Genomic DNA, 16,695 nt, shown 5'->3' on the forward strand with positions numbered 1-16,695 from the left:
CGGTTGCCTTTACCCAACGCGCGATGTGACCCTCTGGCGCATGGGAGGCCCCTTCGCCGTCGCGTTCGAGGACGACCCGGCCCGGTTCCTGGAGCGGGCGGGCGCGCACCTGGCCACCGATCCGGTGACCTCGACGGTCGTGGCGACCTCCGCGGAGCGGCTGGTGCGCGCCGGGACGGCGACGACGCCGTACTCCTGGTTCGCGGTGGTCACCGACGACGCGGGTGCGGTCGCGGGAGTCGCGATGCGGACCGCGCCCTTCCCGCCGTACCCGCTCTACGTGCTCGGGATGCCGGAGGGAGCGGCCGTCGCGCTGGCCGACGCGCTGGTCGACCGGGGCGAGGAGGTCGGCGGCGCCAACGGGGCGCTTCCTGCGGCCAGGATGGTCGCCGACCGGGTCGCGGAGCGCACCGGTGCCGCGGTCGAGGTGAGCATGCACATGCGCCTCTTCGAGCTCGGCACCCTCGTGCCGGCGCGGCCGGTGCCCGGCCGGCTCCGCCCGGCGTACGACGTCGAGGCCGACCTGGTGCTCGACTGGTTCCGGCGCTTCCACGTCGACGCGGACGAGCAGGCCGGGCACACGGGGCACGGGCACCGTGACGAGGGCATCTCGATCGAGGACATCAGGCTCCGGATCGACGGCGGCACGGTCTGGATGTGGGCCGACGACGCCGACCGGCCGGTCCACCTCACCGCCGCGAACCCGCCCGCCTTCGGCGTGGCTCGCGTCGGCCCGGTCTACACGCCGAAGGAGCACCGGGGCCGCGGCTACGCCAGTGCAGCGGTCGCCGAGGTGTCGCGGCTGTTCCGCGACAGCGGGAGTCGGGTCATCCTCTTCACCGACCAGGCCAACCCGACCTCGAACCGGATCTACCTCGCCCTGGGCTTCGAGCCGGTGGTCGACATGGCCGACCACACCATCGGCTGATCGGGGAGCGATCGGGGGTGCGGGCGCGGAGGCTCCTAGACTTCGAGCGCGATGACCGACACCCCAGATGCTCCTGAGCAAGCCCCGCGCCCCGCTGCCACCTTCGCCGAGGCCGAGGACGCCCTGCTGAGCCGTTGGCCCGAGACCCGGCTCGAGCCGTCGCTCGACCGGATCCGCGCCTTCACCGAGCTGCTCGGCGACCCGCAGCGCACCTACCGGTCGATCCACCTGACCGGCACCAACGGCAAGACGTCGACGGCGCGGATGATCGACGCGCTGCTGCGTGCGCACGACCTGCGCACGGGCCGGTTCACCAGCCCGCACGTCGAGCGGATGTCCGAGCGCATCAGCGTCGACGGCGAGCCGCTCGACGACGAGGCGTTCGTGCGGGCCTTCAACGACATCGCGCCCTACACGCACCTGGTCGACGCCTCGGAGTCCCACCCGCTCTCCTTCTTCGAGACCATCGTCGGCATGGCCTGCGCCGCCTTCGCGGACGCCCCGGTCGACGTCGCGGTCGTCGAGGTCGGGATGGGCGGCTCGTGGGACGCCACCAACGTCATCGACGGCGACGTCGCCGTCGTCACGCCGATCGCGCTGGACCACGCCAACTACCTCGGCACCACGCCCGCGGAGATCGCGGAGGAGAAGGCCGGCATCATCAAGGAGGGCGCCGTCGCCGTCCTCGCCCAGCAGTCCGTGGAGGTGGCCGCGGTGCTGCTGCGCCGGGCGGCCGAGGTGGGTGCGACCGTCGTGCGCGAGGGCCTGGAGTACGGCGTCGTCACCCGCGTGCCCGCTGTGGGCGGCCAGTCGGTGAGCATCCGCGGCCTGCGCGGGCAGTACGACGAGCTGTTCCTGCCGCTCTACGGCGCCCACCAGGCGCAGAACGCCGCCACCGCGCTCGCCGCGGTGGAGGCGCTGCTCGGCGGCAGCGAGCCGCTGTCCGACGAGGTGGTCCGCGAGGCCTTCGCCGGCGCGACCTCGCCGGGCCGGCTGGAGATCGTGCGCCGCAGCCCGACGATCGTGCTCGACGCCGCCCACAACCCCGCAGGGGCGGAGGCGACGGCCGCTGCGCTCGAGGACTCCTTCCGGTTCGACCCGCTGGTCGGCGTCTTCGGCGTGATGGGCGACAAGGACGCCGAGGGCCTGCTCGCCGCGTTCGAGCCGCACCTGACCCACGCGGTCGTCACCCAGAACTCCACCGCGCGCGCGATGCCCGCCGAGGAGCTCGGCGCGACCGCGATCGAGGTCTTCGGCGAGGACCGCGTCACCGTCGTGCCGCGGCTGGCGGACGCGATCGAGCACGCGGCCGCGCTCGCCGAGGCCGGCGCGGGCGACGCGCTGTCGACGGGCGCGGTGCTGGTCACCGGCTCGGTCGTCACCGTCGGCGAGGCGCGGGCCCTGCTGGGGGGTCGCCGATGACGTCGGCGAAGCGGTCGCTGTGCGCGGCCGTGCTGTCGATGCAGGCGATCATCCTGGGCCTCACCACCCCGGTGATGATCGTGATCGCCGACGTCGCACCCGGCACGGCGCTCCCGATCGGGTTGGGCCTCGCGGCGGTCTGCCTCGTCGCGGCCGGGTCCCTGCGCACGGCGTGGGGCTACTGGCTCGGTCACCTGGTCCAGGTCGCCTCCGTCGCGCTGGGCCTGCTCGTGCCCTTCATGTTCGTGCTCGGCCCGATCTTCGCGCTGCTCTGGGGATCCGCCTACGGTGTCGGCCGCAAGATCGAGCGGGAGCGGGCGGAGGCGTTCGCCGCTGCCGAGGAGAGTCCCGGTCCGGTCGACCACACGAGCGAGATCGAGCGCGAATCGGACGTGTAGAGACCGCTAGGTAGAGTTGCGGCCGTGCCAGTGATCATCGACAAGCTCCTCCGTATCGGAGAGGGCAAGATCCTCCGCCAGCTCGAGGCGGTCGCGAAGGCCGTCAACGCCATCGAGGACGACTTCGTCGCGATGAGCGACGCCGAGCTGCAGGGGATGACCGACGAGTTCCGCAAGCGGCTCGCCGACGGGGAGACCCTGGACGACCTCATGCCGGAGGCGTTCGCGACCGTCCGCGAGGCGGCGAAGCGGGTGATCGGCCAGCGGCACTACGACGTGCAGATCATGGGCGGCGCGGCGCTCCACATGGGCAACATCGCGGAGATGAAGACCGGCGAGGGCAAGACCCTCGTGGCCACGCTGCCGTCGTACCTCAACGCCCTGGAGGGCAACGGCGTCCACGTCGTCACCGTCAACGACTACCTGGCGAAGTACCACGCGGAGTGGATGGGTCGCATCCACCACTTCCTCGGCCTCACGACCGGCGTGATCCTGCCGCACATGCGGCCCGCCGACCGGCGCGTGGCCTACGCCTGCGACATCACCTACGGCACCAACAACGAGCTCGGCTTCGACTACCTGCGCGACAACATGGCCGGGTCGATCGAGGAGTGCGTCCAGCGCGGCCACAACTACGCGATCGTCGACGAGGTCGACTCGATCCTCATCGACGAGGCGCGGACCCCGCTCATCATCAGCGGTCCGACGCAGGACGAGGTGAAGTGGTACGGCGAGTTCGCGAAGATCGCCCAGAAGCTCACCAAGGACGAGGACTACGAGGTCGACGAGAAGAAGCGCACGATCTCGGTCCTCGAGCCCGGCATCACGCGCGTCGAGGACCACCTCGGCATCGAGAACCTCTACGAGGCGGCCAACACCCCGCTCATCTCGTTCCTCCACAACTCCATCAAGGCCAAGGAGCTGTTCCGCAACGACAAGGAGTACGTCGTCATGAACGGCGAGGTGCTCATCGTCGACGAGCACACCGGCCGCATGCTGGCGGGGCGTCGCTACAACGACGGTCTCCACCAGGCGATCGAGGCCAAGGAGGGCGTGACCGTCCGCGAGGAGTACCAGACCCTCGCCACCGTCACCCTGCAGAACTACTTCCGCCTCTACGACAAGCTCTCCGGCATGACGGGCACGGCGCTGACCGAGGCCTCGGAGTTCGACAAGATCTACAGCCTCGGCGTGGTGCCGATCCCGACCAACAAGCCGATGCAGCGCAAGGACATGCCCGACCTCGTCTACCGCACCGAGGAGGCGAAGTACGAAGCCGTCGTCGAGGACATCGTCGAGCGGCACGCCAAGGGCCAGCCGGTCCTCGTCGGCACGGTCTCGGTCGAGAAGTCCGAGTACCTCCACCAGCAGCTGACCAAGCGCGGTGTCGCCCACTCCGTCCTCAACGCGAAGGTGCACGCGGAGGAGGCGAAGATCGTCGCGCTGGCAGGGCACAAGGGCGCCGTGACGGTCGCCACCAACATGGCCGGTCGAGGCACCGACATCATGCTCGGCGGCTCGGTGGAGTTCCTCGCCGACCAGGAGCTGCGCAAGCAGGGCCTGGAGCCGACGGGCGAGACCGCCGAGCAGTACGACGCCGCGTGGCCCGCGATGCTCGAGAAGATCAAGGAGCAGGTCGCGACCGAGCACGACGAGGTCCGCGAGGTCGGGGGCCTCTACGTCATCGGCACCGAGCGCCACGAGTCGCGCCGCATCGACAACCAGCTCCGCGGTCGTTCCGGCCGCCAGGGCGACCCGGGCGAGTCCCGCTTCTACCTGTCGCTGCAGGACGAGCTCATGCGGCTCTTCAAGTCCGACTGGGTCGACCGCGTGCTCGTCATGCTCAAGATCCCGGACGACGTCCCGATCGAGAACAAGCGCGTCACCAACGCGATCGCCAACGCCCAGGGCCAGGTCGAGTCGCAGAACTTCGAGTCGCGCAAGAACGTCCTGAAGTACGACGACGTGATGGACCGGCAGCGCAAGGTCATCTACGGCGAGCGTCGCGAGGTCCTCGAGGGCGTCGACCTCGAGGAGCAGATCCGCACCTTCATCGACGACGTCGTCACCGGCTTCGTCGAGGGCTCCCTCGACCAGTACTCCGAGGAGTGGGACCTCGAGCAGCTCTGGACCGACCTCAAGCAGTTCTGGCCGGTCTCGCTCTCGCTGGAGGAGACCCAGAAGGAGATCGGCGACCACGCCGCACTCCACAAGGACGACCTCATCGAGCGGCTCAAGGCGGACGCGCACGCGGCCTACGACAACCGCGAGGAGGAGGTCGGCGAGGAGGTCATGCGCGAGCTCGAGCGGCGCGTGCTCCTCTCGGTGCTCGACCGCAAGTGGCGCGAGCACCTCTACGAGATGGACTACCTCCGCGAGGGCATCTACCTCCGTGCGTACTCCCAGCGCGACCCGCTGGTCGAGTACCAGCGCGAGGGCTACGACATGTTCGCCGCGATGATGGACGGCATCAAGGAGGAGACCGTCGGCTTCCTCTTCAACCTGGAGGTCCAGGTCGAAGAGGACGAGCCGCAGTTCCACTACCACCCCGACGGCAGCCGTCACGAGGGTCCGATGCACGAGGGTGCGCTCGCCGAGCCGCCCGTCGGCCTCGGCACCGACGGCCCCGACCTCGCCGCGATCTCGGCCCAGCTCAAGGCTGCTGCGCCCAACATCAAGGCCAAGGGGCTCGACGTGCCCAAGCAGCCGGAGATCCTGTCCTACTCGGCGCCCAGCGACGTCACGGGTGAGCCCGAGGTCACCGGCACCACGGTCACCAGCGACGACTCCGAGGTCGGCCGCAACCAGCTGTGCCCGTGCGGCTCCGGCAAGAAGTACAAGCGCTGCCACGGTGCCCCGGGTGGTCCGAGCGGCCTCACCGCACGCATCAACGGCTGAGCTCACGACGCACGAAGGCCGCGGCCGGGCTGGAGCCCGACCGCGGCCTTCGCGGTCCCCGGGGGTCGACTACTGCCGGGTCATGCGCGGCTCGCCGTTGAGCAGGCCGGTGCCGGTGCGGGTGCAGGCGCCGCCCTTCGGTACGCCGGCGTTGTAGGCCTGGCGCACGCACGACCGGACCGCGAGCTGGCCCCAGTAGTTGGGGTGCAGCGACTCCTGGATGTAGTAGGGGCTGCTGGAGCAGCAGGTCGAGACCGTGCGGATCTGGTTGACCCACTCGGTCCGGTCGACGGCGCCGCTCGAGGTCCAGCCGGCGATGCCGACCTCCTCGTAGAGGCCGACCCCGGACTCGCAGAGGCGGCGGCCGTTGAACGTGCTGGCCAGGTTGAGCACCTTCGCATTGCTGATGCCGGCCTGCGTGACGGCCCCGGTGACCGTGTTGTTGATGGTCGGCAGGGCGGTGCTGTTGGCCCAGTCGGCGTCGGTGTTCCAGAAGCCGCAGCCGCCCGTGCTCTGGCGTGTGTAGCCGCTCTGGCTGTAGCGGAAACCCGAGCCGTTGGGGATCGGGCTCGGGTAGGTCTGGACCAGCATCGTCCACTGCGTGTCGGCGTAGCCGGCGTTGCGCATGGCCGTCCTCACGTTGGTGAGGGCCCCGGCGATGCGGGTCTTCACGGCGCTGACGTTGCTGCTGGTGAAGTTGGCCGTGACGCTGCTGTCGTCCTTGCAGTAGTCGGGCCACCACGACGGCGAGGTCAGGAAGTCGGTCACGCACGACTGCACGACGTCGGCGAAGTTGAAGTCGTTGCCGCCGATGCTGACCACGACCATCCTCACGTTGTGGGTCGTGGCGAAGGTCTGCAGGGCCCGAGCCTGGCCCACACCGGCGGTGCCGGAGTAGAAGTCGAGGCCGGGCTTGAAGTACGTGCCGGTCGCGGTGGCGGTCTTCGCTCCGGAGCAGGCCAGGTTGAGGCTGTTGACGCCGCCGCCGATGTGGATCTCCGCGCTCTTGCTGCGGTGGCAGCGCTCGATCTGCTCGCCGGTGCCCGACGCGTTGTCGTAGTACGTCGTCGAGCCGGTGGCGTCGGCCCGGTTGCTGTCGGAGTTCGACGACCCGGCCCAGCGTCCGGCCTCGCCGGAGATGTAGGAGTCGCCGACCGACACCACCCACGGGGTGCCGGAGCCGGGTCCGTCGGCGTGGGCGGCCGGAGCGGGGAGCGGCGCCAGCAACGAGGCGGCGGCGAGGGTGGCGGCGGCAAGGACGGTCGATCTGAGCGTGCGGATCATGCAGTGGTCTCCTCGGGTCTTCCCTCCCCGGGGTCCGCACGGACCCGCGCCGACGATAGTGACGGCGGTCACAGAAGGGAAGATCTTCGGCTCGCGTCACCGATCACGAGAAGTCGAGCGCGGTGCAGACCCATCGCTGCTCGATCCGCTCGAAGCGCGCCGCCACCGCGCGCGAGCGCTGGCCGTAGCGCAGGTGGATCGCCGCCTCGACGGCATCGGGTCGCACGAAGCAGGTGCGCACGCTCGCGACGCGCGGCCGGACCGGTTGCACCCGGGCCAGGCCGGGCTGGTGACCACCGGCACGAGCCACGAGGCGCGCGCGTCGGCGCAGGTCGTCGTACACCGTCGGTGTGGTCCAGCGGAGCAGCTGGGAGGCGGGCCGGTCGCCGCCGACGATCTCGACGGCGGCCTGGCTGAAGCGCCGGGCCCACTCCTCGACGACCGCGCGTTGCCGGCGGTCGATCGCGACGACCGTCGCGCCGGCGCGACCGTCGCCGCACGGCTCGGGCGGCGAGCTGCGGGGGAGCAGGGCGAGCGCGAGCGTGCCCTGCGTGGCGGCGACGGGCACAGGGAGCCTGACACCCATGAGCGGGTGGAGCGTGGTGGTCATGCGGTCCTCCTCGAGCGGACTCTGTGACGGGACGGGTGGTCAGCGCAGGGGCGGGAGCTCCAGCAGCTGGCCGGGCAGGATCAGGTCGGGGTCCGGTCCGATCACCGCTGCGTTGCGGGAGTAGATGCGATGCCAGTAGGCGACGACGTCGCCGGTGTCGGCCGTCGGGCCGAGCCGCTGCTCGGCGATCGCCCACAACGAGTCGCCGGGACGCACCCGGTGCGAGCGCGACGACGGCACGGGCGCCCGGGACACCTCGCTGGTGGCGCGGTCGGGCAGCGGCAGGCCGGCCAGCGCGGGCGCGCCGATCGCGGGACGGTCGTCGTGGTGCCCGGGGCCGGTGGCCGACGCGGGGCCGGCCAGGGCCACCACGCCGCAGGTGGCCAGCAGGAGCAGGCGCACCCCATCCGCCCGGCGTACGACGACGCTGCCGCCACCCCCTGCGACCAGCACCTTCGCGACCACCTCGGTGGTGAGCACCCACAGCCACGTCGCGGTCGCCAGGGCGGCTGCGGAGCAGCACCTGACGAGCAGGCCGACGAACCCGCCGTCCGCCGGCGCGAGCGTCGCGGGGAGGGCGACCACGGCAACGCCGAGTGCGACCGCGGTGGTGGCGAGCCACAGGCCCGCGCTCCGCAGACGGATCAGGCGACGCGTCGCAACCATCATCCCCCCAGGATCTATGTGTTTGCTAACGTTTGCGTCAGTCTGCGTGCGTTCAGCGAGAGAGTCAACATGCGTTCCACAGGCTCGATGTGATGGGGTGGGGCCATGAGCTGGGAGGACGAGCTGTTCGCGCTCTTCGACGACCTCGAGGGGCAGGCCGGCACCCTCGCGGCGGTCGAGCGCGGCGCCGAGCACGCGGACCGGAGTCGTGCCGAGTACCAGACCGTCACCCTGGCCAGCCGCCTGATGGCCTCCGTCGGCACCGAGGTCGTCATCGGCGTCACCGGCGTCGGCCCGGTGACCGGCACCGTCGACCGGGTCGCCGGCGAGTGGCTGCTGCTCGCCGCCGGCCAGCACGACTGGGTGGTCAGTGCCGACGCGGTGACGACCGTGGAGCGCGCCTCGGTGCGGTCGATCCCGGAGGTCGCCTGGTCACCGCTGACCCGGCTCGGGCTCGGCTCGGCGCTGCGACGCATCGCCGAGGCCGGGGAGCGCTGCCTGCTCCACCTGCGCGACGGGTCCCGTCACGAGGGCACGCTGCGCCGGGTCGGCGCGGACTTCTGCGAGCTCGTCGAGGGTGACGACCGCCGCACGATCCTCGTGCCCTTCACCGCGCTCGCCGCGGCCCAGTCGCGCGCCTGAGCGCAGGCTGCGGTCGGCTCAGGTCGCGTCGCGGTCGTACGGCGGCAGCTCGCCCGTCGCCAGCGGCCGGCCCTTCGAGCGCGCCTCCACCACCGGATCGTCCTCGGCCAGCACCTCGGCGATGTGCTTGCGCACGATCGTGCGGGGGTCGAGGTCGCGCAGCTCGAGGTCGGCGTACTCCGGGCCGAGCTCGGCGCGCAGCTCGTCGCGGGCGTTGTTGGCGAAGCCGCGCAGCTTCCGCACGAACTGCCCGGCCTGCTTGGCCAGCTCGGGGAGCCGGTCGGGTCCGAAGACGAGGACGGCCAGGAAGACGATGACGACGAGCTCACCGAACCCGATGCCGAACATCGTCCGCCGCCCCGCTAGCCGATCAGAACTTGTTGCTCGGAGTGAGGCCGAGCTGCATGCCCGCGAGCCCGCGGCCCCGGCCGTCGAGCCGGTCGGCGATCGCGGCGAGTGCTGCCGCTGCCGGCGCGGTGGGGTCGGCCTCGACGATCGGCTTGCCGGCGTCGCCGCCCTCCCGCAACGAGATGTCGAGGGGCACGCTGCCGAGGACCGGCACGTCGTACCCGAACCGCTGCGACAGGGTCGCCGCGACCCGCTCGCCGCCGCCGGAGCCGAACACGTCCAGGCGGTGGTCCTTGCCCTCGGCGGTGCAGTGCGGGCAGGGCAGGTAGCTCATGTTCTCCACGACGCCGACGACGCGCTGGTGCATCATCGAGGCCATCGTGCCGGCGCGCTCGGCGACCTCCGCGGCGGCCTCCTGCGGCGTGGTCACCACGACGACCTCAGCGCCGGGCAGGTGCTGGCCGAGGGAGATCGCGATGTCGCCGGTGCCCGGCGGCAGGTCGAGGAGCAGGACGTCGAGGTCGCCCCAGTAGACGTCGGACAGCATCTGCACGAGCGCCCGGTCGAGCATCGGGCCGCGCCACGCGATGACCTGGTCGCGCTTCGGCTTGAGCATGCCGACGGAGATCACCGAGACGCCGCTGGGGGTCGGGACCGGCATGATCAGGTCCTCGACCTGGGTGGGACGCGAGTCGGCGACGCCGAGCATCGCGGGGACCGAGTGGCCGTAGATGTCGGCATCGACGACGCCCACCTTGCGGCCGGCCTTCGCCAGCGCGATGGCCAGGTTGACCGTGACCGACGACTTGCCGACGCCGCCCTTGCCGCTGGCGATCGCGAACACCTTGGTGAGCGAGCCGGCCTGCGCGAAGGGGATCTCGCGCTGTGCCTGGCCGCCGCGCAGCTGCTCGTGCAGGCTGCCGCGCTGGTCGGCGTTCATCACGCCCAGGTCGAGGTCCACGCGGGTGACCCCCTCGACCGCGGTGACCGCGGCGGTCACGTCGCGGTTGATGGTGTCCTTGAGCGGACATCCGGCGACGGTCAGCAGGACCCGTACCTTGACGACGCCCCCGTCCTCGATCTCGACGGAGTCGACCATGCCGAGGTCGGTGATCGGGCGCTTGATCTCGGGGTCGTCGACGGTCGCCAGCGCGGCGTTGACCTGGTCGATCGTGGGGAGGGCGTGCGTCGTACTCATCGTGGAGAGTCTACGGAGCGCCGGTGGTCTCCCGTTACTCGCGGCCCTCGTGAGACGTCCCACTGCCCGCCTCGGCCTGCTCGCGCCCCTGGTCGCGCTCCTCGAGCTCGGAGAGCAGGGTGCGCAGCTCCGAGCGCAGGTAGTCGCGGGTGGCGACCTCGCCCATCGCCATCCGCAGCGAGGCGACCTCGCGGGCGAGGAACTCCATGTCGGCGTGCGCCCGGGTCGCCGCCTCGCGGTCCTGGGTGGCCACGACGCGGTCGCGGTCCTCCTGGCGGTTCTGCGCGAGCAGGATGAGCGGAGCGGCGTACGACGCCTGCAGGCTCAGGATCAGGGTGAGGAAGATCAGCGGGTACTCGTCGAAGCGCCAGTCCTTGGGCGCGAACGAGTTCCAGACGACCCAGATGATGACGAAGACCGTCATCCACATGAGGAACTTGGCGGTGCCCATGAAGCGCGCGAAGCGCTCGGCGAAGACCCCGAACGAGTCGGTGTCGTAGGACGGCCGCCAGCTGATCTGGCGCTTGACCTGGCGCGGGGTGTCGAGCCGGTCCCCGGTCCGGCGCGGCTCAGCCACGGCCGATCTCCTTGGACACCGTGGAGCTCGCCTGCCGCTCGCGCCAGTTGGCCGGCAGCATGTGGTCGAGGAGGTCGTCGACGGTCACCGCGCCGATGAGCCGGCGGTCCTCGTCGACGACCGGCGCCGCCACCAGGTTGTACGTCGCCAGGTGGGCCGCCACCTGGTCGATCGTCGCCTCGGGGCGCAGCACCTCGAGCTCGTCGTCCAGGGCTCCCGCGACCAGGGTCGAGGGCGGCTCGCGCAGCAGCCGCTGGATGTGGGCGACGCCGAGGAGCTTGCCGGTGGGGCACTCGAGCGGCTGCCGGCAGACGTAGACGAGCGAGGCGAGAGCAGGGGTGAGCTCGGGGTTGCGCACGTGGGCGAGGGCGTCGGCGACCGTCGCGTCGGGCCCGAGGATCACCGGCTCCGGCGTCATCATGCCGCCGGCGGTGTTCTCGACGTACTTCATCAGGCGCCGGACGTCCTCGGCCTCGTCCGGCTCCATCAGCTGGAGCAGCACCTCGGCGGTCTCGGGCGGGAGGTCGGCGATGAGGTCGGCCGCGTCGTCGGCCGACATCTCCTCGAGGACGTCGGCGGCGCGCTCGGTGCCCAGCCGCTCGAGGATCCCGACCTGGTCCTCCTCCGGCAGCTCCTCGAGCACGTCGGCGAGCCGCTCGTCGTCGAGGGCCAGGGCCACGGCGTTGCGGCGCTCGACCGGGAGGTCGTGCAGCACGCTGGCGGCGTCGGCCGGGCGCATGTCGTTGATGGCCGCGACCAGGTGGGTGGCGCCCTGCCGGTCGTCGGCGCGGGAGAGGCCGGAGACGTCGTCCCACTCCGCGACGTGGGTCTGGCCGCGGCGGCGCAGGCCCTTCGCGGGCTCCTGGACCGCGACCCGGCTCAGCACCCAGTCGCGCGTGCGCGCCTTCTCCATCGCGACGTCGAACACGGTGCCGGTGATCCCGCTGCTCTTCACGGTCACCGTGCGGTCGAGCATCTCGCCCATCACCAGCGTCTCCGTGGAGCGCTGCTCGAAGCGCCGCATGTTGAGCAGGCCGGTCGTGTAGACCTGGCCGCTGTCGATCGTGGTCACCCGGGTCATCGGCAGGAACACCCGCCGGCGACCGAAGACCTCCGCCACCATCCCGAGCACCCGCGGCTGCGCACCCTCGGTGCGCATCGTCACCACGAGGTCACGGACCTTGCCGACCTGGTCGCCCTGCGGGTCGAAGATCGGGAGCCCCACCAGCCGGGCGGCGTAGACGCGGGAGGGGGTGCTCACGGTCCGAGGTTATCGGCTGGGAGGGGTGTGGCCGGGGAGGTGGCGGCGGCGGATGCAGGAATCCCCGGTCGACCGGGGATTCCGACACTTATCGGGGTTTGCAAACCCCGACAAGTGCGGGAACCCCCGGTCAACCGGGGATTCATGAGGCTGGTGTGACGATCAGCCCTTGAGCTTGTAGTCCTTCAGCATGGCGCGGCCGATGATCTGCTTCTGGATGTCGGTCGTGCCCTCGCCGATGAGCATGAAGGCGACCTCGCGGTAGAGGCGCTCGATCTCGTACTCCTTGGAGTAGCCGTAGCCGCCGTGGATGCGGAAGGAGTCCTCGACGACCTCGTGGGCGTACTCCGACGCGACCATCTTGGCCATGCCGGCCTCGACGTCCATGCGCTGGCCGGTATCCTTCATGCGGGCCGCCTTCACCATCATGGTGTGGGCGACCTCGACCTTGGTGGCCATCTCCGCGATGCGGAAGAGGATCGCCTGGTGCTCGGCGATCGGCTTGCCGAAGGTCTGGCGCTGCTGGGCGTAGGCAACGCCGAGCTCGAAGCCCCGCCAGGCCAGGCCGCAGGCACGCGCGGCGACGTTGACGCGGCCGACCTCGACGCCGTCCATCATCTGGTAGAAGCCCTTGCCGGGCTCGCCGCCGAGGACCTGGTCGGCGCGGACCTCGTGGTTCTCGAGCACCATCTCGGTGGTCTCGACGCCCTTGTAGCCCATCTTGTCGATCTTGCCCGGGATGGTGAGGCCGGGAGCGGTCTCGCCGAAGCCGGAGTCCTTCTCGATGAGGAAGGTCGTCATGTTCTTGTAGACCGAGTCGGCGCCCTCGTCGGTCTTGCAGAGGGTCGCGACCAGGCGCGACTCGGCGCCGTTGGTCAGCCACATCTTCGAGCCGGTGATCTTGTAGGAGCCGTCGTCCTGCTTGACCGCCTTGGTGGAGACGGCGGAGACGTCGGAGCCGAGGCCCGGCTCGGACATCGAGAAGGCGCCGCGCATCTCGCCGGTGGCCATCTGGGGCAGGTACTTCTGCTTCTGCTCCTCGGTGCCGTGCTGCATCACCATGTAGGCCACGATGAAGTGGGTGTTGATGACGCCGGAGACGCTCATCCAGCCACGGGCGATCTCCTCGACGCAGAGCGCGTAGGTGAGGAGCGACTCGCCGAGGCCGCCGTACTCCTCGGGGATCATCAGGCCGAAGACGCCGAGCTCCTTGAGGCCCTCGACGATGTCGGTGGGGTAGGTGTCGGAGTGCTCGAGCTCCTGGGCGACCGGGATGATCTGCTCGTCGACGAACACCCGGACGGCCTTGAGGATCTCGGTCTGGTCCTCGGTCAGGCCGTCGGTCTCACACAGGCGTGGCATCGGTACCTCTTTCCGCTCCGGCAGGGGTGGGACCCCGTTGATGGGCCACTCGACTCTACCCGCGAGTAAGGTCGCCAGCCGCCTCGGCGCCGCCCGCGAGACGTCCGCGAGGCGTCCGCGAGCCCCTCAGGAGCGCTTGCGAGCGGCGTAGTTGGCCAGGGCTGTGATCGACGCCTCAGCGACGTCGGCCTCGTCGTAGGGAGGCAGCGGCTTCGCGGCGTCCTCGCCCGGGACGAGCGCGTCGAGGTCGCCGTGCACGTGGTAGCCGCGCTCCCGGACCGTCGCGACGGTGCGCTCGGCGTGCTCCTGCACCCACTTCAGGTGCTCGGGGGGCAGGGTCAGCTTGGGGCTGGCGCTGCGCGCGAGCACGCCGTGCGCGAAGGGCCACCGCACGGCCTCGCTGTAGTCCTTCTTGTAGTCGGGGAGCCGGTCCCCGAGCGCCAGGTTGACGCGGCGGAACACCTCCGACTCCACGACGCCGAACGACGCGTTGACCGACCCCTTGGGCCGCGTCACGACATCGCTCGGGAAGCCGACCACCTCGCCCATCAGGTCGAAGACCCCTTCGGGGTCCGAGGAGTACGACGGCACGACGATCACGTGCGTCCGCGACGGGTCCACGGCCCGGCCCCAGCGGTCGAGGATGTCGACGGCGTCCTGGCGGCGCCAGAACTGGTCGGCCCAGACGCCGTGCCGCTCGCGGACGTCGTCGAGGAAGTCGGGGTAGGAGTCGGCCAGGCGGTGCTTGAGGAACTGCTGGTAGTCCGAGGGCACCTGCTGGGCCCAGTCGCGCACAGTGAGCACGACGTGGAGGTCGACCCCGGCCCGGTCGGCGAGCGCGGCGATCGCGTCGACGTCCTCGGGCCGCACCTCGGCGAGGTCCTCGTTGCTCGCCAGCAGCCGCTCGCCGGCGGTCTCCCGGAGCCGGTCGGGCACCTCCTCGAGCTTGCGCGGCCGGTGCTCTCCCACGAACCCCTCGACCGGGCGCCAGCCCAGCGGGCGGAGCAGGCCGGTGAAGTGGGCGGGGCGGCCGACGTACGGCAGGCCGACGCCGACCTCGGCGAGCGCCTCGACCGACTGCCACAGACCCGCCTGGAGGGAGGACGTGCCGGTCTTGCTGCACCCCACGTGGAGCCAGAGGGGCCGCCGTTGCTCAGACATGGTGGCTAGCGTGCCAGACTGCCGACCGCAGTCGAGCGGACGGAGGGGAGTCGGGATGACCCAGCGGCCGGAGGTCGCCGTGATCACCATGGCGCGCGACGAGGGTGCACTCCTGCCCCTGTGGGTGGCGCACTACGCGCGGCAGGTGGGCATCGACAACCTCGTCGTGCTCGACGACAACTCCGTCGACGGCTCGACCGACGGGCTCGGCTGCACCGTGCACCGGGTGCCCGAGCTGAAGGGCGGCCTGGACTTCGAGCCCGTGCGGATGCGGCTGGTCAACGGCATCGGCCAGGGCCTGCTCGCGGTCTACGACTACGTCGTGTTCGTCGACGTCGACGAGTTCCTGGTCACCGATCCCTCGCGCTACCCGACCCTGCCCGACCTCATCGAGGCGCGCGGCCGTCCGGAGGCGATGGGTGCGATCGGCCTCAACGTCGTGCACGTGCCCTCGGCCGAGCCACAGCCCCTTGACCTCGACCGCCCGCTCCTCGAGCAGCGCGGCTACGCGAAGTTCACGCCGCTGATGTGCAAGCCGTCGGTGAAGCGGATCAACGCGGGCTGGGCCATCTCCTCCCACGGGTTGAAGGCGCCGTACGCCATCGACCCGGAGCTGTTCATGCTCCACCTCAAGTTCGCCGACCGGGCCCGCCTCGCGGAGGTGGCGCGGCTGCGCAACGAGGTGAGCAAGGCCGACGGCCGCGCGGAGGACGCCAGCTGGGGCAAGGCGGCGGACGAGATGCTGCGGATCTTCGACGAGGTCGTCCACGACGTCGACCCGCTGGCCGTGCCGGAGTTCGACCCGGCCGCGGCCGACCTCGACAAGATGGTGATCCACCTCAACGGCCGCTACCGCACGCCCAAGCAGGGACAGATCGCCGCGCTCCGCAAGCAGCCGCTCACCCGCATCCCGCAGCGGCTGCTCGGCACGCTCTAGCCGCGTGGCAGGATCGACGCCGTGGACTACGTCTTCGTCGTGACCTACGGGCGCTCGGGCTCGACCCTGGTGCAGGGCATGCTCAACGCGATGCCGCGCACGTTGGTCCGCGGCGAGAACGGGCTCTACATCCAGCACCTCTTCCGCGCGTGGCGGGCCGCCGACGAGATCCGGCAGAAGCGCAAGGGACCGTCGTCCAAGCAGCCGACCAACGCCTTCTACGGCATCAACGCCCTGACCCGCGGCCGGTTCGTGCGGAACGCACAGCGCCTGGTCACCGGGGGCATCCTCGGGGCCGAGGACGCGGGGGACTACGACCGGCTCGGCTTCAAGGAGGTCGAGTGGCACCACCTCACCGCCGAGGAGACCGAGCCGTTCTTCGGATGGCTCGACGAGGTGTGCCCCGGCGCGAAGTACGTCCTCAACACCCGTGACGTCGAGACCGTGCTGGGCTCGGGCTTCTGGCAGCGCCGCGACACCGACGAGTCGGTGGCCGCGATCGAGCGCGTCGTGGAGATCCAGGACCTCCTGCGCAGCAGCCGCCCGGAGCGGGTGTTCGAGACCCGCTACGAGGTGGTCACCGGCACCGACCGGGCGGCCTCCGACGCCGTCCTGCGGGGGCTGGCCGACTTCGTGCTCGGCGACTGCGACGACGCGCTGCTCGACCGGCTCCGCGCCACCCTCGAGGTCGGCCACGGGCCCAACCCGTTCGGCAAGAGCCGGCGCGATCGGTCGGCCGAGGCTGGTTCCGCGACCTGACGGCTGGTCCTGGTTGGAGGGTCGTGCCAGGGTGGAGGACCGAAGCGACGGAGGACAGGCATGACTGACGAAGGCGCGAACCAGGACCTCAAGGCGAAGATGCGGGAGGCTCTCGACCGCAAGAACCACAAGGAGAAGGGCGTCCACGCCGACGGGCCGGCGAAGGAGAAGGCGCACGGCTCCGAGGTGGTCGGCGGCGCTCCGAAGATGCACCGTCGCAAGGCCGGTGGCGGAGGGTCCTGAC

Annotated in this window: 17 protein-coding genes; 8 read left to right on the forward strand and 9 right to left on the reverse strand. The window is 70.9% G+C overall.

The features are described from left to right. The first annotated feature begins 40 nt into the window (after positions 1–40). Genes ACAX67_RS07475 through secA form a run of 4 tightly spaced genes read left to right on the forward strand, consistent with a single transcriptional unit; the run spans position 41 to position 5,646 of the window. Complete coding sequence (locus ACAX67_RS07475) at positions 41–928, forward strand: GNAT family N-acetyltransferase (protein WP_370703180.1); 888 nt, start codon at positions 41–43, stop codon at positions 926–928. Positions 929–979: 51 nt separating this feature from the next. Further along, a complete protein-coding gene (locus ACAX67_RS07480) occupies positions 980–2,350 on the forward strand; it encodes a bifunctional folylpolyglutamate synthase/dihydrofolate synthase (RefSeq protein ID WP_370703181.1) in 1,371 nt (456 codons plus the stop codon). After that, positions 2,347–2,748 (forward strand): DUF4233 domain-containing protein, encoded by a 402-nt coding sequence (locus ACAX67_RS07485; protein ID WP_370703182.1) that lies wholly within the window; start codon positions 2,347–2,349, stop codon positions 2,746–2,748. Before ACAX67_RS07480 ends, ACAX67_RS07485 begins: the two co-directional genes overlap by 4 nt. A 24-nt stretch (positions 2,749–2,772) precedes the next feature. Then, entirely contained in the window at positions 2,773–5,646 is a 2,874-nt protein-coding gene (gene secA / locus ACAX67_RS07490; protein ID WP_370703183.1) for a preprotein translocase subunit SecA, read from the forward strand. 69 nt (positions 5,647–5,715) lie between these two features. Here the strand turns inward: secA and ACAX67_RS07495 are convergent, their stop codons facing one another. From ACAX67_RS07495 to ACAX67_RS07505, 3 genes are all read right to left on the reverse strand, one after another. Further along, positions 5,716–6,930, reverse strand: coding sequence for an SGNH/GDSL hydrolase family protein (locus tag ACAX67_RS07495; protein ID WP_370703184.1), 1,215 nt, complete (start codon positions 6,928–6,930; stop codon positions 5,716–5,718). Between the two features lie 103 nt (positions 6,931–7,033). Continuing rightward, on the reverse strand, positions 7,034–7,540 hold the full coding sequence (locus tag ACAX67_RS07500) for an Rv3235 family protein (RefSeq protein WP_370703185.1): 507 nt from the start codon (positions 7,538–7,540) through the stop codon (positions 7,034–7,036). Positions 7,541–7,579: 39 nt separating this feature from the next. Then, positions 7,580–8,209 (reverse strand): LysM peptidoglycan-binding domain-containing protein, encoded by a 630-nt coding sequence (locus ACAX67_RS07505; protein WP_370703186.1) that lies wholly within the window; start codon positions 8,207–8,209, stop codon positions 7,580–7,582. Positions 8,210–8,311: 102 nt separating this feature from the next. On the opposite strand from ACAX67_RS07505, the gene ACAX67_RS07510 reads away from it, so the two are divergent. Next, a complete protein-coding gene (locus ACAX67_RS07510; protein ID WP_370703187.1) occupies positions 8,312–8,848 on the forward strand; it encodes a hypothetical protein in 537 nt (178 codons plus the stop codon). An 18-nt stretch (positions 8,849–8,866) separates the two neighbouring features. Here the strand turns inward: ACAX67_RS07510 and ACAX67_RS07515 are convergent, their stop codons facing one another. The 6 genes from ACAX67_RS07515 to ACAX67_RS07540 all read right to left on the reverse strand — a co-directional run bounded on the left by ACAX67_RS07515 (position 8,867) and on the right by ACAX67_RS07540 (position 14,755). Then, positions 8,867–9,196, reverse strand: a complete 330-nt coding sequence (locus ACAX67_RS07515; protein WP_370703188.1) for a sec-independent translocase — start codon at positions 9,194–9,196, stop codon at positions 8,867–8,869. Between the two features lie 22 nt (positions 9,197–9,218). Continuing rightward, positions 9,219–10,394, reverse strand: a complete 1,176-nt coding sequence (locus tag ACAX67_RS07520; protein WP_370703189.1) for an Mrp/NBP35 family ATP-binding protein — start codon at positions 10,392–10,394, stop codon at positions 9,219–9,221. Between the two features lie 34 nt (positions 10,395–10,428). Further along, positions 10,429–10,971, reverse strand: coding sequence for a DUF1003 domain-containing protein (locus ACAX67_RS07525; protein ID WP_370703190.1), 543 nt, complete (start codon positions 10,969–10,971; stop codon positions 10,429–10,431). Beyond that, a complete protein-coding gene (locus tag ACAX67_RS07530) occupies positions 10,964–12,232 on the reverse strand; it encodes a magnesium transporter MgtE N-terminal domain-containing protein (RefSeq protein WP_370703191.1) in 1,269 nt (422 codons plus the stop codon). Before ACAX67_RS07530 ends, ACAX67_RS07525 begins: the two co-directional genes overlap by 8 nt. 162 nt (positions 12,233–12,394) lie before the next feature. Beyond that, positions 12,395–13,594, reverse strand: coding sequence for an acyl-CoA dehydrogenase family protein (locus tag ACAX67_RS07535; protein ID WP_370703192.1), 1,200 nt, complete (start codon positions 13,592–13,594; stop codon positions 12,395–12,397). Between the two features lie 126 nt (positions 13,595–13,720). Further along, the gene (locus tag ACAX67_RS07540; RefSeq protein WP_370703193.1) at positions 13,721–14,755 is read right to left on the reverse strand and encodes a hypothetical protein; all 1,035 of its coding nucleotides are present in this window, start codon (positions 14,753–14,755) and stop codon (positions 13,721–13,723) included. 55 nt (positions 14,756–14,810) lie between these two features. Here ACAX67_RS07540 and ACAX67_RS07545 point away from each other — a divergent pair, with 55 nt between their 5' ends. Genes ACAX67_RS07545 through ACAX67_RS07555 form a run of 3 tightly spaced genes read left to right on the forward strand, consistent with a single transcriptional unit; the run spans position 14,811 to position 16,694 of the window. Next, positions 14,811–15,692: a glycosyltransferase family protein gene (locus ACAX67_RS07545; RefSeq protein WP_370703194.1), complete on the forward strand. Its 882-nt coding sequence runs from the start codon at positions 14,811–14,813 to the stop codon at positions 15,690–15,692. A gap of 21 nt (positions 15,693–15,713) precedes the next feature. Next, on the forward strand, positions 15,714–16,451 hold the full coding sequence (locus ACAX67_RS07550) for a sulfotransferase (RefSeq protein WP_370703195.1): 738 nt from the start codon (positions 15,714–15,716) through the stop codon (positions 16,449–16,451). 60 nt (positions 16,452–16,511) lie between these two features. Beyond that, the gene (locus ACAX67_RS07555) at positions 16,512–16,694 is read left to right on the forward strand and encodes a DUF5302 domain-containing protein (RefSeq protein ID WP_370703196.1); all 183 of its coding nucleotides are present in this window, start codon (positions 16,512–16,514) and stop codon (positions 16,692–16,694) included. Position 16,695: the final 1 nt, after the last annotated feature.

This window comes from Nocardioides candidus, assembly GCF_041321175.1.
GTDB lineage: Bacteria > Actinomycetota > Actinomycetes > Propionibacteriales > Nocardioidaceae > Nocardioides.

Coding starts and splice junctions, on each gene's coding strand:
- ACAX67_RS07475 (WP_370703180.1), top strand. CDS start 41: ATGGGAGGCCCCTTCGCCGTCGCGTTCGAGGACGACCCGGCCCGGTTC.
- ACAX67_RS07480 (WP_370703181.1), top strand. CDS start 980: ATGACCGACACCCCAGATGCTCCTGAGCAAGCCCCGCGCCCCGCTGCC.
- ACAX67_RS07485 (WP_370703182.1), top strand. CDS start 2,347: ATGACGTCGGCGAAGCGGTCGCTGTGCGCGGCCGTGCTGTCGATGCAG.
- ACAX67_RS07495 (WP_370703184.1), bottom strand. CDS start 6,930: ATGATCCGCACGCTCAGATCGACCGTCCTTGCCGCCGCCACCCTCGCC.
- ACAX67_RS07500 (WP_370703185.1), bottom strand. CDS start 7,540: ATGACCACCACGCTCCACCCGCTCATGGGTGTCAGGCTCCCTGTGCCC.
- ACAX67_RS07505 (WP_370703186.1), bottom strand. CDS start 8,209: ATGATGGTTGCGACGCGTCGCCTGATCCGTCTGCGGAGCGCGGGCCTG.
- ACAX67_RS07510 (WP_370703187.1), top strand. CDS start 8,312: ATGAGCTGGGAGGACGAGCTGTTCGCGCTCTTCGACGACCTCGAGGGG.
- ACAX67_RS07515 (WP_370703188.1), bottom strand. CDS start 9,196: ATGTTCGGCATCGGGTTCGGTGAGCTCGTCGTCATCGTCTTCCTGGCC.
- ACAX67_RS07520 (WP_370703189.1), bottom strand. CDS start 10,394: ATGAGTACGACGCACGCCCTCCCCACGATCGACCAGGTCAACGCCGCG.
- ACAX67_RS07535 (WP_370703192.1), bottom strand. CDS start 13,594: ATGCCACGCCTGTGTGAGACCGACGGCCTGACCGAGGACCAGACCGAG.
- ACAX67_RS07540 (WP_370703193.1), bottom strand. CDS start 14,755: ATGTCTGAGCAACGGCGGCCCCTCTGGCTCCACGTGGGGTGCAGCAAG.
- ACAX67_RS07545 (WP_370703194.1), top strand. CDS start 14,811: ATGACCCAGCGGCCGGAGGTCGCCGTGATCACCATGGCGCGCGACGAG.
- ACAX67_RS07555 (WP_370703196.1), top strand. CDS start 16,512: ATGACTGACGAAGGCGCGAACCAGGACCTCAAGGCGAAGATGCGGGAG.